Annotated in this window: 4 protein-coding genes; 2 read left to right on the top strand and 2 right to left on the bottom strand. The window is 37.3% G+C overall.

The features are described 5' to 3' along the window. Nucleotides 1-48 precede the first annotated feature (48 nt). Both FNW52_RS09015 and FNW52_RS09020 read right to left on the bottom strand, forming a co-directional pair. Nucleotides 49-876 carry a lipopolysaccharide assembly protein LapB gene (locus FNW52_RS09015; protein WP_143377131.1) on the bottom strand — a complete coding sequence of 276 codons (828 nt, stop codon included), beginning with the start codon at nucleotides 874-876 and terminating at the stop codon, nucleotides 49-51. Nucleotides 877-1,455: 579 nt separating this feature from the next. Then, nucleotides 1,456-2,688, bottom strand: a complete 1,233-nt coding sequence (locus FNW52_RS09020; protein ID WP_143377132.1) for a TCR/Tet family MFS transporter — start codon at nucleotides 2,686-2,688, stop codon at nucleotides 1,456-1,458. Between the two features lie 484 nt (nucleotides 2,689-3,172). On the opposite strand from FNW52_RS09020, the gene FNW52_RS09025 reads away from it, so the two are divergent. Then, nucleotides 3,173-7,468 (top strand): T9SS type B sorting domain-containing protein, encoded by a 4,296-nt coding sequence (locus FNW52_RS09025; protein ID WP_143377133.1) that lies wholly within the window; start codon nucleotides 3,173-3,175, stop codon nucleotides 7,466-7,468. A gap of 696 nt (nucleotides 7,469-8,164) precedes the next feature. Beyond that, a complete protein-coding gene (locus FNW52_RS09030; protein ID WP_143377134.1) occupies nucleotides 8,165-17,698 on the top strand; it encodes a PKD-like domain-containing protein in 9,534 nt (3,177 codons plus the stop codon). Nucleotides 17,699-17,719: the final 21 nt, after the last annotated feature.

Raw genomic sequence — 17,719 nt, forward strand, 5'->3', positions numbered from 1 at the left:
GAATCCCAATAACGATCGGGACGTGTGAAATTTTTGTTAGTAGTACTGCTATTTAGAGCTGTTACCAGATAATTGATTGAATTTTTTTAAAAACTCATTCGATTTTGCATCTTGCTCCGTTGCTTTTAAAGCAACAGAATAACGGTAATAATATTCAGGTTCTAAATCAGTAGTCTTACTAAATATTTTGCTATAGTATTTTTCGGCTTTTTCTAATTGATTGTCGAAAAAGTATGAATTGGCCAGTTTTTTTAATATATCTAAAGTTTCGTATCCTTTTTCAACAACTCTTTCATAGGTTTTTATAATGTCAATGTTGGCTGGAATATTTACTTTTTTTGGTGTATCGGTGATCGAAAATACAGTAGAACTTTCAATTTCATTTAAAGTGTTTAATTTAATAATGGTTTCATCGAGTTGCTCTTTTTTAGGAAAATCGGGAGTTATTATTGTTTTATTCGCTGTGCCTAAATCAGGGATGTCTATTTTTTTTGGTGTATCGGTAATGGATACTTTAGCAGAATTTCCAATTTTCTTTAAACCATCCGATTTTAGAATACTTTCAACGAGTTGTTCGCCATTTTCAAATATGGTTGTTACTATTCTTTTGCTATTTGGTCCTAAATTATAGGTTTGAATTAGTTTAGGATGTGTTACATTGTAAACTGTTTTGTGTCCACCAAATTTCAAATCAACGATTTCTTCCACATGGTAATACTTTACTTTTCTTGCCTGAGCATCAACTTTATCACTTAGAATTGTAGCATTGTTTTGCACTCCTTCTGTTTTTTTTTCATTTTGAGGAATTTTTTGTGCCCAACCATTGAATGGAAGTAAGCTTATAGTTATGATGTAAACGAGTATTTGATTTTTCATGATTTTATCTAAATGAACAGTAAAGGAGAGTTTGCAATTCGAGCACAAAGATTGGCATTTTGATTCTTCAAAACAAATCCAATACAGCAATATTCATTCATTTGCCATTCGATAGTGAATTAAAAATGTAAATCTATTAATCTCTGATAAACAGTGTTTTAATTTAGATTCGTAAAAAAAACACTCCACACTCCCAATGCTTATAGACAGGCCAAATTTTTTTAAGAAAATTTTAGCTACGAATTTACGAATTAACATAAATTCATAATGAATAAAAATTAATTGTATGAATTTTATTCCTTTTGATAAATTGTGTAATTTAAATATGTGAAAATTCGTAGCAACTTTTTTCTTTTTTTAAAGGCGTTTACCCAAGCGTATCGATCAGGATGAAAAGGTTTACCATATAAGAAATAGAAGAACAGATAAGTTATTGCTTTTTGCATGCTGTTTATTTTAGAACATAGCCACCTGAATTAACTGTATCGGCATTCTTTTTCAATCGCCCAGCGGTTATTTTTTTTGTATGTTTAAATAGGAGGGGTATTGGGTTTTTTAAACAATCACAGAATACATTTGTCAATTAACTTTCTCTATAATAAATTTTTTTTTCATGCTATTTGCAGCAATAAATACGCTTATCATCATAAGAGCTGCACCAGCTAAAAAAGGTGCACCAGCAAATTGAATTGGAGCAGCCGGACGGGTAAACCAGGTAAATAAATTGGTCATTAATAACGGTCCAATTATAGAAGCTACACTCATTAAACTGGTTAAAGATCCCTGTAATTCCCCTTGCTCATTTTGAGGTACATTTCTAGAGATAATCGATTGTAGTGATGGCCCTGTAATGCCACCCAAACAATACGGAATTAAAAATAGAAACATCATCCAGCTTTGAGTTGCAAAAGCAAACAATAAAAGGGATAGCGTATATAGAACTAATCCAATAAAAATGCTTTTTTCATTCCCTATTTTAGGATTAATGATCCGAATTAAACCTCCTTGAACAATAACAACCATTATGCCAGCAGTGGTTAATGAAAGTCCAATAAGGGCATTACTCCAACCAAACTTTTCAATATTAATAAAAGTCCAAGTACTCATTACGGCATGATCGGCGATGTAAATTAATATGAAGGTAATAATTAATCCGCCCGAAAGACTCTTGTGTTTTTTTAGTTGTAATAAAGAACCTAACGGATTGGCTCTTTTCCATTGAAACGGGCGTCTATTTTCTATGGCTAAAGATTCTGGCAAAACAAAATAGCCATATATTACATTGATAAACGTTAAAATTGCAGCGGTAATAAATGGAACTCTTGGGCCTAATTCGCTCAATACGCCACCTAGTACAGGGCCTATAATGTATCCTAATCCAAAAGCAGCTCCGATCATCCCAAAATTTTTCGCTCTGTTTTCATCTGTACTAATATCGGCAATATAAGCAGTAGCAGTTGTATAACTTGCTCCAAACATTCCAGCAATAATCCGGCCCAGAAATAGCCACCATATTGTTGGCGCTAACCAAAGAAAAATATAATCAATCCCAAAACCTAATAAAGACAATAACAAAACAGGTCTTCGTCCGTATTTATCGCTCAAATTGCCAACTATCGGAGCGCAAATAAATTGCATAAAGGCATAAGCAAAAAGCAGCAAACCACTCCATTGTGAAGCCTGGCTAATATTTCCATGAATAAGTTGCTCAATTAATCTTGGTAACACAGGGCCAATTATACTTAGACCAATAACATCTAGTAATAATGTAATGAAAATAAAACTCAGTGCCGCCTTTTTGGTTGAAGTCATGGGTTTGTGATTATTGTAAATTTAATAGGGATAAAAATAACTTTTTTTTCGGGAAACGTAATCAAATGTGTCAGAGGAATTTTTATTCCGAAAATCAAAGCTTTTAGAAGTCAGTTTAGAGGAGTGAGAAAGATAAATTTCTTCTAGTTCAAACTTGCCTTTTGATGTAAAATCAAGCAGTTATCCGTGATTCACTTATTTCAAGACTAGACAAACTGTATGATTTCAGTATTTTTTTCCATTAAATAGTTGATATTTCCAATTTTTGGAAATGTTAAACATTCGGTATGTGTGTAACTGATTGATTTGCAATGCGTTTTTAAAAAAGGCGTGCTATTTGATTATTCAATGTCAGGTAAAATTAAAAATATAACAACTGTCTCTTAATTTATTATCAATTTTAGCTAAACGACTAATGTAAGCGCATTTATCGTTTAGTTAAAATTGATAATTAGTTTTTGTAACAGATAAAATTTGGATACAAATGAAAACATTCATACTTACATTAATGGTATTGATTAGTTTACAAAGTTTTTCACAATCGATTACTGTAAATACTAGTGTTTATACGGTCGATCAGTTGGTCAATACTGTTTTAATTAATTCTCCCTGTGTTTCTGGTACAAACGTTACCTCAAAGACTGGAACAGATTTTGGTTCAACAAATGGTATTGGTTATTTTGAGAACGCAAATCCAAACTTTCCTTTTGAAAAAGGAGTAGTATTAACAACTGGGGATGTATCCAAGGTTCCTAGTCCAAACACCACTGTCTTGAGTGATGGAAATTTGGTATGGACTGGAGATGCTGACCTAGAGGCTAATTTGCTCTCTCAATCTGGAATTACCATTAACTCGATTAATGCAAGTTATATAGAGTTTGATTTTAAACCTAAAACCTCCAATTTTGATTTTGAATTTATTTTTGCTTCCGAAGAGTATGGAACTTCACAATGTAATTTTTCTGATGCTTTTGCTTTTCTTTTGAAAGACCTTACTATTGGTGGTGCAAATGAAAATTTAGCTGTGGTTCCCGCACCAGCATTGCCCAATACTCCAATATCTGTAGAAACCATTAGAGACAATTTATACAATACAAATTGCCCTTCGGCTAATGCTAGTTTTTTTGGAAAGTTTAACGGGGGAGGATTTGGACCTGCCATAAATTTTAATGGACAAACCGTAAAAATGATCGCATCGGCAACGGGATTAGATATTACTCATACCTATCATATTAAACTTGTAATTGCTGATGGAGGAAATAATGTAGGATACGATTCGGCTATATTTTTTAATGCCAATAGTTTTAATATAGGACAAAATGTTTTAGGGCTTGATTATAGTGTTGCAAATAATAAAGGAATTTGTACAGGAGGGACATTACCTGTATTATCAGTGGGAAGCTTAAGTTCAGGAACTACTTTTGTTTGGAAAAAAGGAGGTGTTGCTTTTTCTCCTGCACAAACAGGTTTGACTTTAGATTTAAATTCAGTTTTCCCTTTACTTTCAACAGGAAGCGAAACGTATAGCGTTACCTATACTGAGCCCGGTTGCGTTGCGATTACAGATGATATTCTAGTCGAAATATATCCGAAATTAAGTTTTAAAGCGATACTTCCTAATATTTATGCCTGTGATATTGGGGCTTCAACCTATGCTTTTGATTTGACAAAAAACACACCTATTATTATGGCAGGAATGAATCCCGCTACAACTCCTGCTGGAATGCTAGATGATTTGCCAGCGAGTACAATAGTTACTTATCATCTCACGAATGCTGCTGCTATAGCAAACACCGCTGCATTATCAAGCCCTTATACGATTTTGAATTCAGAAAACGGAAAAACAATCTATGTTAGAGTCGGTAGTGCCACTTCTCCTTGTTATGAGATACGCTCTTTTCAATTGCAGATAGTTCCTCCGCCTTATATTGCTATAGCTCCAGGAGGAACAACACTTTGTGCAAGAACGCTAGCCGATTTAAGAGCCGATTTTGACTTGACCTCCCAAATCGCTTTAATATTAGGACCACAATCTTCGGCTTACAATGTGATTTCTTTTCACACCACATTACCTTCGGCAAATAGTAACATTAATATTTTAGCAACCTCGCCCACAGGAATTATAAGATCGGCATCAAGAACGGTTTGGGTACGATTGCAAAATATATCGAATGTAGGTTGTTTTGTTACCACTAGTTTTCAGCTTATTGTAACGCCATTGCCTAAAGTAGATATTTTGCCGGATGTAGTAGTTTGTAGCTCTTATACTTTACCTACTTTAGTCAATGCTGGAAATCAATATTGGAACGGGTTAAACGGTACAGGAACACAGTTCTTTGCAGGTAATAGTGTCACTACAACAAAAAGTTTATATGTCTATAATAAATCGGGTTCTTGTATTAATCAAGATCTTTTTAAGGTTACGATTGCCAATTTACCTTTGATAGTACCTGCCAGCGCTACTTACTGTACACAATACACACTTCCTGCGTTGCCCTATGGAAATTATTATACACAAAGCGGTGGCGCAGCAACAAGCGGTAATACAAAATTAGTCGCAGGAACGATTATTAATACTGTTGGTCCTAATGCGATATACGTTTGGTTTGAAGATACAACGGTTGTTCCTTCTTGTACCAAAGAAACTTTTTTTACAGTTACAATATTGCCTTTTACGCCATTACCGGATTATCCTAATCAGTTTGGTTGTAATCCATATACATTACCAGTTGACCCAAATGGAGGAACTTATTATACTGGAATAAATAAAGGGCTTCCTATAATACCACCGGGTACGATTATAAGTAGTACAAAAACAATTTATGTGTATAAAGAAAGTGGCTCATTACCCCTTAATTGTACTTCAGAAAAAATATTTACGGTTTATATTGGTATTTCAAATATTACTATTCCTACCAATGTTACTTCCTGTTCTACTTATCTATTACCTTCTTTGGTTGTTGGAGAGTATAGAACAGCAGCGGCAGGAGGAGGTTCGGTTGTGGCTTCGGGAACAGCTATAAATAGTACAACAGCGCTTTGGTTTCACGTTGCAGGACAAAGTTGTACAGACAATCTATCATTTACCGTTACAGTAAATATTTCGCCATTGCCAGTCATGGTAGATACTCCTCCTCAATGCGATGTCTATTATTTGCCAGCAGTAGCACATTCAGGAAAATATTATACAAAGTCTTTAGGAACTGGCGTGGTAAGACCTGTTGGTTACCCAATTACAAGTACTCAAACGATCTATTTTTATGATAAAGTTCCAACGGGTTCTTGTTATGTAGAATCTAGTTTTCTAGTTACTATAGATCCTTCCCCATTAATCGATGCAAGACCTATAGAAGTTTTAAGATGCAATCAGAGTTATTTTCTGGATGATTTAAAAGATGGAGAGTATTATGAATTTTCGGGAGGATTATCTGCAACAAATCCTATTTTGCCAGCTGGTTATGAAATAAAAACATCTAAAAAGATTTATGTTTATGCAGCAGCTCCACCGCCTAATACTTGTTTTGTTGAATATAGTATAACGGTAACTATTGTGAATACGAAAGTAAATCCAATTGCAGATACATTCGCTTGTGATACTTATGCATTACCAGCAATTATAGGTCAAGGAGATTATTATACTGCTACTGGTGGACCTAATGGTAGTGGGATAAAATTGCTACCCCCATATTTGCCAATAACTTCAACCACCACTTTGTATGTTTACGCAGAGGATAATAATAGAATTGCTTGCTCAGATGAAGATGCTTTTACAGTGACAATTTATAAAACTCCCATAGTTGCTCCAATTCTCCCAGTTGTTGTATGTGAATCATATACATTGCCCACATTAATAGCGCCAGCAACAAGATATTTTGTATTGCCTGGCGGGTCTAATGTAGCTAATACTGAAAAGTTTGCGGGAGATTTAATCGCTTCATCGACTACTGTTTATGCTTATGCAGATGTTGGTACTCTAACAACAAAATTATGTTATGACGAAAAGCCTTTGGTTATTACTATAAAAAACAAACCGATACCAAACATTACACTTCTCCCAATATGTGTTGATGTAGATACAGGAATCATAAATGACTCCTATGCTACCAGTGGTTATGCGACTCCTTTGTATTCTTTTGATTGGAAAAACGAAGCTGGAACTACATTGGGTACTGCTTCTGATTTTTCTACAAAAACACCTGGTAAGTACACTTTAACAGTCAATGACTTGTCAGTTGCTGGGTGTGTTTCTAAAGTAGTCCCTTTTACGGTGTTAATATCATCAAAACCAGCCAAAGTATCTTTCACAACAAGCGGATGGTTTTCAGATAGTCAAACCATTAAAGTTGATGCGGTTCCATATCCAGGATACGAAAGTAACTTTTTGTATGCAATAGATAATGATATGCCGCAAACGAGTAATATTTTTGTAAATGTTAGTTCTGGTACTCATGAAGTTACAGTTAGTGATGCCAATGGTTGTGGATCTACCCCAATACCTATACCCATTAAATTAATCAGTAGCCCAAAAATGTTTACACCAAATGGAGATGGTTATAATGACCAATGGAGTATAGTAGGATTGCAAAATCAAGATGATCCAAAAATATTCATCCTTGATCGATACGGAAAAATAATTAAGCAACTTGCCATAAACGGAGATAGTTGGGATGGTACCTTTCAAGGACAACCTTTGCCAGCTGATGATTATTGGTTTATGATTTCTTATTTAGAGAATGGAGTTGCAAAAGAATATCGCTCCCATTTTTCATTGATACGATAGTATAACTATTTGTCGCTTAATTCTTCAATGAACAGCATTTTTAACTTATATTCTTTTAAAACAGATATTTAAAAATCACTCCGACTCCCAAAGAGTTTAGATTGTGATAAAAAGGTTTACCATATAAGAAATATTAGAAAATATAAGTTATTGCTTTTTCATCCAGCTTAAATGACCTTATATTTCTTATATGGTTAAAATTAAATGCTGTTTATTTTAGAATACAGCCCTATTTGTAAATAATGCGATTACTAATTTATTACGCAAGATTTCAAGGATTCCCAAAGATTATAGAGAAAGTAAATTTAATTTATTGAAGAAATTTATTGACCAAGTCAGTAAAGTAAATTGGTAATGCAAAAAACTTTTTAAATCCGTGACAAGCGGCATATCCCTTATTCCCTTAACTAAATTAAGACTCCTTCTTTAGCTACTGGATCAAATATTTCTATTAATTCAGCGATTTTTTTAATAGTAGTTTTAGATATTTTATTCCATATGGTATTATTGTTTTCCATTATTTGGAATTTTTTTTCAAAACACACATGCTTCAAGTCTTTGTTAGTCAATTAATTGCTTAACTGGCACGTGAATTGATTTTTAATTTAAAAAAAAAGGGTTGCGATGAATCAACTATTGTTTTTTGAACATTTTATAAAGTATTTAAATTAATTGGATTTTAAAATTATTGATATTATGAGTAAAAATATACATTCGGTTTTGCTAAAATGTTGTTTTATACTATTATCTATAAATAGTTATGCACAAACACCAGGTGTTATATATCAGTTAGCAACTGGTAGTGGTATAACTGTATTAGATCCAAATGGGGATGGTTATATCTCGGCAACAAATGCTGGTTTTTCTACAGACGACCAAGTTCAAAGTGAGATTCCTTATACATCATTGGTTTTTCCTATGGTGGAGCCTAATAGTGATCTTGGGCCTGGACCAGATTGCGGTTTTACGGATTATGTTGATCAAGGAGATCAGGATCCAGTTCAGTCCTATCTGTCTGGAAGTAATAATTGGCTTTTCAGGATGAGAATGGGAAGTACGGCACCTAATTCAAAAAGTTATAGTGTTTTGATTGATACTGATGGCAAGTTCGGAAGAACTGGTCCAAATGCAGATCCGAATTATTCCAGTTCAAATCCTGGCTTTGAGATAGAAATAGTATTAGCTACTAATTTTGGTGTTTTTGTGTATGATGTAAATAGTATGAATTGTACTCCAGTTATTTCTTATAATAATCCATTAAATATACATTATCAAAAGTCGATTGCACTCACAACCAGTTGTGGAAATCCAGATTATTTCTATGATTTTTTTGTGAATTTTAATGATCTGATTGCACAGTTTGGAATTTCCACATCAACAGCAATACGAATGGTTATGGTTGATAATATGGGAGCCAATAAATCAACGTTATGTAACCCTGCATCTGCCTCTGATATTGCTGGAATAAATGACGCATTGTGCGGAAGTATCCTTGAAAATTGTTTTGAGGATATTATAGATAATTATACTCCGTGCGCACCAGGAACGGTATGCCCCGACCGCTCTACTTGTCCAGGTATAAATAGCATAAATAGTGGAGCAACTTCTATATCAGGTACTTCAATAGAGGCAAATACTACGGTTATTACGGTTTATAAGAATGGGGTTTCTATTGGTACAACAACTGTAACAGCTGGTGTTTGGACACTTAGTGGTATTAGCCCAGCACTCTCTAGTGGGAATGTAATTACGGCTACTGCTACAGCAACAAGCAAAGGGGTTTCGATTGCCAATTGTAATGCAATGACTGTTACTAGTTGTGCAACAGTAACTTCTGCCCCAGCTTCTGGAGATATTACTCAGATATCAGGAAATAAGGGATATACTTTAGCATTGACTCGACCAGTTGGAACCATTGTTAGATGTTACTTGCCAAATGGGACTCTTATAAATCCAATAACTTTGTCTTTGGAAGTGCCCTATAATTTAAATACAGTTACAACCACAGCTAATCCGGAAAATGTTTTGTTTAAATGTCAAACGGGTAATTGTTTTGGGTCATCAGTATATTTTTTTACGTATCAAGAACCTGGAAAATGTGAATCAGCAAGAACTTATGATTGTCAATATTCATCAGCAACAGCGACCACCACTCCAGTCATAACTACAAGTCCTATACTTACTTCAACTACATCAATATCAGGTACTATTGCTTCTCCGGATAATGTTACGGGGATAACTGTAAGTATAATTTCAAACGGAATACAATTAGGAACTACAACGTCAACTGCTGGTGGGGCATGGACAATTGCCGGATTGTCTCTTTCTAGTCTTGAATGTCAAACGTATTCATTAGTTGCAATTGCTAGTGGTAAATGTGTGTCTACAGCTGTAACAGGAACAATAAAAGGAACAGCCTATGCTCCTACGGTAAATAGTCCGCTTTGTTCTACTGGTGCAATCACTAGTGTTTCAGGTACTTCTATCGAAGCAACTGGCACTTTAATACAAGTATATGAAAATGGAATTTCAGAAGGTGCTACTACTACAGTTTCTGCAAGTGGTACATGGACAGCTTCAACTGGTATTAGTATTGCACTTGGCAGTATAATTACCGCAAAAGCATCCAGTGCATGTCTTTCGATTAGTAGTGCTTCAAATTCAGTAGTACTTGGTACAAAATCATCAAATACTGTTGGCATTTCCACAAGTCCAATATATGAATGTTCAGCTTCAGTAAGTGGTACAGGTACAAATTTAGATGTTGTTACTTTATATATTGATGGAGTTCAGATTGGGGCTACTACAACAGTTGCAAGTGGTGTTTGGACAATTTCAGGACTTTCCAGCTATTGCGAATTGTATGCTGGGGGTGTAGTAACCGCTACAGCTTCGACTGGGTCTAATTGTGAGGGTAGTGCTTCAGCAGGTAGTACAGTTGTTTGTGTGTCTCCCTCAAGTAGTTTAACAGTTACTCCTGCTACAGCTTCGATTTGTTCAGGTTCGACAGTTGCTGTTACAGTTGAAAGTTCTGAAAATGGAATAATTTACCAATTATATAATGGTGCTTCAACAAGTGGTACTTCTAAACTAGGAACAGGAAGTGCTATAATTTTGACTTCTGCGACATTAACCAGTTCAACTGTATTAACGGTAAAGGCTTTTAGAATAGGAACTTCGTGTTCTGCTACTTTGTCAAATTCTATTGCTGTTACAGTAAACTCAAACCCCACTTCTGCAGTTCTTTCAGGAACAGCTACTATTTGTGGTGGTAATTCCTCAGATTTAACAGCAACAGTAACAGGCGGGACTTCTCCATATAATGTTACAATAAACAACGGAGTCGGAACAATTAGTAATTATGTTTCTGGAAGTGGTATTTCCGTTAGTCCATTTTCAAACACTACCTATGCTATTACATCAATATCAGATGCTAATGGATGTTTGTCTTCTGGAATAAGTGGTACACCTACTATCACAGTGCAAACAGCACCAACGGCTCCAGTTTCAGCAAGTGCTGATAGAAATAATTTTTGCTCAGACGACACAGGAAATATTAGTTTAAGTGTGAGTGGAGGTTCTGGTTCACAAGTCACTTGGTTTACATCGAGCTGTGGCGGAACAGCAATAGGAGTAGGTAATCCATTGAATATTGCTTCGCCAGCAGTAACCACAACCTATTATGCTCGTTGGGAAAATGGCTCTTGTTATTCAACTTGTCAAAATATAATTGTGAGTGTTGTTGTCTTACCTTCAGCCCCGATTGTATCGGTAGTAAACAATTGTGACGGCACATCGATACTTACAGCCTCAGGTTATAGTGGTAGTTTATTGTGGAGTACATCAGAAACTAGCCCTAGTATTACAGTAACTACGGCAGGGACTTTTAATGTAACACAAAGCATTAGTGGTTGTATGGGTATGATTGGAAGTGGAATATCTGCTCCAAAAACTGCACCTTTTGGCGTTTCATCGACAAAAAGTATTTGTAGCGGTCAAGCAGTGAATCAAGTATTAACAACCAGTCCAGTAATTTTGGGTACTACATTCACATATGGTGTACCTATAGTAACAGGAGGTATAACAGGAGGAATAGCTAGAAGCGTAGGAAGTACGGCTGATATTACTGATGTTTTATCAAACCCTACAGGAACTGCACAAACGGCATCTTATACTATTACACCGACAAGTCTTGAAGGATGTGTGGGCTCCACTTTTACAGTAGTAGTTACTGTAAATCCAACACCAATTGGAGTAGCGGCTACGAAAACAGTTTGTAGTGGTCGTCAAACAGTGAATCAAGTACTAACAACAAGTCCAGTTGTTTCAGGTACAACATTTACTTATGCTGCGCCAGTAGTAACAGGTGGTATAACAGGAGGCAATGATCGTAGTACAGGAAGTACAGCAGACATTACAGATGTTCTTGTAAATCCTACATCTATAATTCAAACGGCTACTTATACCATTACACCTACGAGTCCTTTGGGATGTGTTGGAGCGCCTTTTACAGTGGTTGTAACAGTAAGTCCTGTTCCTGTTTTGACAACTAGTCAAGTTCAAAATTTGTGTTCCAATACTAGTGGTAATGTAACGGCAAGTTTAGTATTGACAACTACTCCATTTTTAAGCGGAGCAGGTTTTACTTGGACACCTCCTGTTTTATCGGGAGGAATGACGTATACAGATCATGGATTTGGCACAAATACAATCATAGATGATTTTCATAACCCTACAACGCAACCTCAAACTGCAACATATTCTGTAACACCCATTGCATCAGGTCCGTTGGGGGGGTGTATAGGTAATGTTGATACGGTGGTAATTACGGTTAATCCTAATCCTATTGTTACTGCAGGTTTGGTTCAAACTATTTGTAGCGGACAGACGACTAATAGAAGTTTGTCATCTACCACTACAGCAGTGGTTTATAGTTATCCAGTTCCAACTATATCAGGAGCTTCGGGAAATGTTACAGGAGGTACTGCCAGGTCAGTCCCAAGCACTTTACCAATTTCGGATCTTTTAGTGAATATTACAGGAGTAGTTCAAACTGCTACTTATATGGTAACGGCCTTGATTAATGGCTGTCCAGGAAATCCTGTTGCTGTAGTAATTACGGTAAATCCAACTCCATCTGGAGTAGTGAGTGCAAAATCTATTTGCAGCGGTCAATCAGTTAATCAAGCATTGACTACTAGTCCAGTAGTTTCGGGTACAACCTTTACGTATGCTGCACCAGTAGTTACAGGAGGAGTAACTGGAGGAACAGCGAGAAGCACAGGAAGCACAGCGGACATTACCGATGCTTTGGTAAACCCAACAGGCGTATCACAAACCGCCACTTATACCGTTACACCAACCGCTTCTACAGGTTGTGTGGGAGCTAGTTTTACAGTAACGATTACCGTAGACCCAACACCAGCAGGAGTAGCCGCACTAAAAACCATTTGCAGCGGCCAGTCAATGAATCAAGCATTGACCACTAGTCCAGTGGTTTCTGGTACGACCTTTACGTATGCTGCACCAGTAGTTACGGGAGGAATAACAGGCGGAAACGCCAGAAGCACAGGAAGCGCAGCGGATATTACCGATGTTTTGGTAAACCCAACCGGAGTATCACAAACTGCAACTTATACCGTTACACCAACCGCTTCTACAGGTTGTGTGGGGGCTAATTTTACGGTAACCATTACGCTAAATCCAGCACCAGCAGTAGTGCCTGTACTTAAAACCATTTGCAGCGGACAGGTAGTAAATCAAGCATTGACCACTAGTCCAGTAGTTTCGGGTACGACCTTTACGTATGCTGCACCAGTAGTTACAGGAGGAATAACAGGCGGAAACGCCAGAAGCACAGGAAGCGCAGCGGACATTACCGATGTTTTGGTAAACCCAACCGGAGTTTCACAAACCGCAACCTATACCGTTACTCCAAGCGCTTCAACAGGTTGTGTAGGGGGTGATTTTACAGTAACCATTACAGTAAATCCAAATCCAATAGGTGTACCTGCGCTAAAAACAATTTGTAGCGGCCAGGCAGTGAATCAAGCATTGACCACTAGTCCAGTAGTATCGGGTACGACCTTTACGTATGCTGCACCAGTAGTTACAGGAGGAATAACAGGCGGAAACGCCAGAAGTACAGGAAGCGCAGCGGACATTACCGATGTTTTGATAAACCCAACAGGCATATCACAAACCGCAACTTATACCGTTACCCCAACCGCTTCTACAGGTTGTGTAGGGGCTGATTTTACAGTAACAATTACCATAAATCCAACACCTAATGGAGTAGCCGCACTAAAAACCATTTGCAGCGGACAGGCAGTGAATCAATCATTGACCACTAGTCCAGTGGTTTCTGGTACGACCTTTACGTATGCTGCACCAGTAGTTACGGGAGGAATAACCGGCGGAAACGCCAGAAGCACAGGAAGTGCAGCGGACATTACCGATGTTTTGGTAAACCCAACCGGCGTATCACAAACCGCAACTTATACCGTTACTCCAACCGCCTCAACAGGTTGTGTGGGAGCTGATTTTACAGTAACAATTACCATAAATCCAGCACCTAATGGAGTAGCGGAATTAAAAACCATTTGCAGCGGCCAGGCAGTGAATCAATCATTGACCACTAGTCCAGTAGTTTTGGGTACCACGTTTACGTATGCTGCGCCAGTAGTTACAGGAGGAATAACCGGTGGAAACGCCAGAAGTACAGGAAGTGCAGCGGACATTACCGATGTTTTGGTAAACCCAACCGGAGTATCACAAACCGCAACTTATACCGTTACACCAACTGCCTCAACAGGTTGTGTGGGGGCTGATTTTACAGTAACGATTACGGTAAATCCAACGCCAGCAGGAGTAGCCGCACTAAAAACCATTTGCAGCGGCCAGGCAGTGAATCAAGCATTGACCACTAGTCCAGTAGTTTTAGGTACGACCTTTACGTATGCCGCGCCAGTGGTTACAGGAGGAATAACAGGCGGAAACGCCAGAAGCACAGGAAGCGCAGCGGATATTACCGATGTTTTGATAAACCCAACTGGAGTTTCACAAACCGCAACTTATACCGTTACTCCAACCGCCTCAACAGGTTGTGTGGGAGCTGATTTTACAGTAACGATTACGGTAAATCCAACACCAGCAGGAGTAGCCGCACTAAAAACCATTTGCAGCGGACAGGCAGTGAATCAATCATTGACCACTAGTCCAGTGGTTTCTGGTACGACCTTTACGTATGCTGCACCAGTAGTTACGGGAGGAATAACAGGCGGAAGCGCCAGAAGTACAGGAAGCGCAGCGGACATTACCGATGTTTTGGTAAACCCAACCGGAGTATCACAAACCGCAACTTATACGATTACTCCAACTGCTTCAACAGGTTGTGTGGGAGCTGATTTTACAGTAACGATTACCATAAATCCAACGCCAACAACCCCAACTGTAACAACATTACAGTCAACTTGCACTATATTGACGGGAAGTATAACTATAACTGCTCCTATAAGTGCAGGAATGACTTATAGCATAGATGGATCGACATATACTAATACATCTGGTGTTTTTACATTAGTTCCAATAGGAGCGTACATAGTAACAGCAAAGAGTATTGATGGCTGTATTTCTTTAGGTACCAATACAGCGGTAAACCCTCAGCCAACTACTCCATCTATTCCAATACTTGGTACTATTACACAAGGAATTTGTATGAACACTCTTGGAAGTATAGTTTTAAGCGGATTACCATCTGGAAACTGGATAATAAACCAAAATGGAACTTATCCAACAACCTATAGTAGTTCAGGAGGCTCTTATTTAATACCAGCATTAGCAGCAGGTAGTTATGATTTTACAGTAACCAATTCGGTTGGATGTACTTCAGGAGCAACAGCTAATATAATCTTAAAGAATATTTTGTGTAGCGTAACTGACGCCACTTTAAGTCCTGTAAACGGTTACACAGGAGGTACGGCTGTAGCCAATGTACTGGCGAATGATAAATTGAATGGTGTAGCAGTAATCCCAAGTCAAGTTGTGTTAACATTAGCAACTGCTTTACCTGCAGGCATTACCTTCAATACCAGTACAGGCGAAGTAGCCGTAAATCCTCAAACTCCAGCTGGGACTTACGTTTTTGATTACACTATTTGCGAAGTATTAGATCCAAGCAACTGCAGTACCACAACCGTCACGGTAAATGTAGTTGGAGGTCAAACACCAATTGATGCAATTAATGATTCCGCGGCATCTGTTGTAGGAATTAATCAAATAGTTACGGTTTTAAATGTATTCACTAATGATGTACTTAATGGTGTTCCTGTAAATTCTTCTCTAGTTGTGTTGTCGCAAACAGTAGCAGATTCTTCTGGATTCATGACACTAAATAGCGATGGAACAGTAGTTTTGGCTCCAAACACTCCTGCAGGAACTTATACTTTGACATACAAAATATGTGAGATATTAAATCCGTTAAATTGTGATACGGCTGTAGTGACAGTATCGGTAGTTGCTCCTACAATGACTGTTGTAACTAGCAGTCTTTGCTTAAATAACACTCCTTATGTGTCTTATACAGTTACTCCTGATAATTTTACGCCAACTAATTTGCTTACAGTGAAGTGGATTGATAGTGCTAATAATGTAGTGGCAACACAAACCAATTTACCATTAGCAGGTCAATTGTTATGGCCTGGAACCGTATTAGATGGGAACGGAAAAACTATCGATTGGCCGGGATGGTTGTTGGTAAATGGTAAATGGATACAAGGCAGTGATGGATTCGAATTAACAAGACCAGCAGTAACAATGGAATTTTCATTAAATCCAACTCTAAGTCAAATAGTCAATTATCCTCCTGCAACGGCTCTTTGTAATTCAGCACCAACTTTTGTTATTGATGCTGTAAATGATTTGGTAACGACAGCCGTAAATCAGCAAGGAGCAGCTTTGGCAGTAATCAATGTTTTTAATAATGATACTTTAAATACGGTTGGCATTACAGTAGCGGATGTTACAATAGCAGTACTAACCTCCAATCCAAATTTAATATTAAATCCAAATGGAACAATAGATGTCTTACCTAATACCCCAGCAGGAATTTATACTTTAACCTATCAAATATGTGAAAAGGCTAACAGCTCTAATTGCGATACGGCTACTGTAACTATTTTGGTTCAAATACCAGCAATGACATTAATTAAAACCGCTGCTTTGATTGGCTCAGGACTAGCAGGAGAAACTATTACTTACACGTTTACAGTTACTAATACAGGAAATGTTACCATCAATACTATAGTTATCAATGATGCATTACTATCGGTTTCCCCAATTGTAGTTGCGAGTTCATTAGCAATTGGAAGTGTGTCTGTGGTCAAAGTAAATTATACCATTACACAAGCTGATGTAGACTTTGGCAAAGTAGTAAATTCTGCCATTGCTTCTGGGGTTGATACAAACGGTACTGTGGTGTCTGTTGTTTCGGATAACGACAATCCTATAAAAGGCGGAGACCGAACAACAGTTGTACAATTGGATCAAAAACCGAGTATTGCAGTAATCAAAAAAGCTGTATTTGATGATAACAACGGAGATGGTCTTGCCCAAGGAGGGGAGAGTGTAACTTATAGTTTTAAAGTAACTAATACTGGTAATGTGCCATTGTCTAATGTGATACTTACTGATTTATTACCCGGTATAATTGTAACTGGAGGTCCAATATTTTTAGCAGTCGGACAAAATGATACTAATTCATTTAAGGCTACTTATGTTATTACCCAGGCTGATATTAATACAGGAAGTATTTCGAACCAAGCCAGTGTAACAGGAATAAGCCCAAAAGGAGTTGTCGTAAAAGACTTATCGGATGATTCGGATAACGGAAGCGATAATCCTACGGTATTGTCAATTTCAGGTTGTCTGGTTGAAGTATTTAATGCAGTTTCTCCAAATGCAGATGGAGGAAATGATATGTTTTATATTGGAGGGATAGAATGTTACCCCGATAATACAGTAGAAATTTATAATCGTTGGGGTGTTTTGGTTTTTGAACGCAGTGGATATAACAATACCGATAAAGCGTTTAAAGGGGAGTCTGAAGGGCGTGTAACGGTAAAACAAGCTGATGAACTACCAGCAGGAACGTACTATTATGTTATAAAGTACAAAGAATTTGGAGGAAATATTGTTCGAAAAGTAGGATACTTGTATGTAAATAGAAAATAGATTAATTCAATTTTAATGTCT

Source organism: Flavobacterium sp. ZT3R18 (assembly GCF_007097385.1).
In the GTDB taxonomy this organism is placed as follows: Bacteria; Bacteroidota; Bacteroidia; order Flavobacteriales; family Flavobacteriaceae; genus Flavobacterium.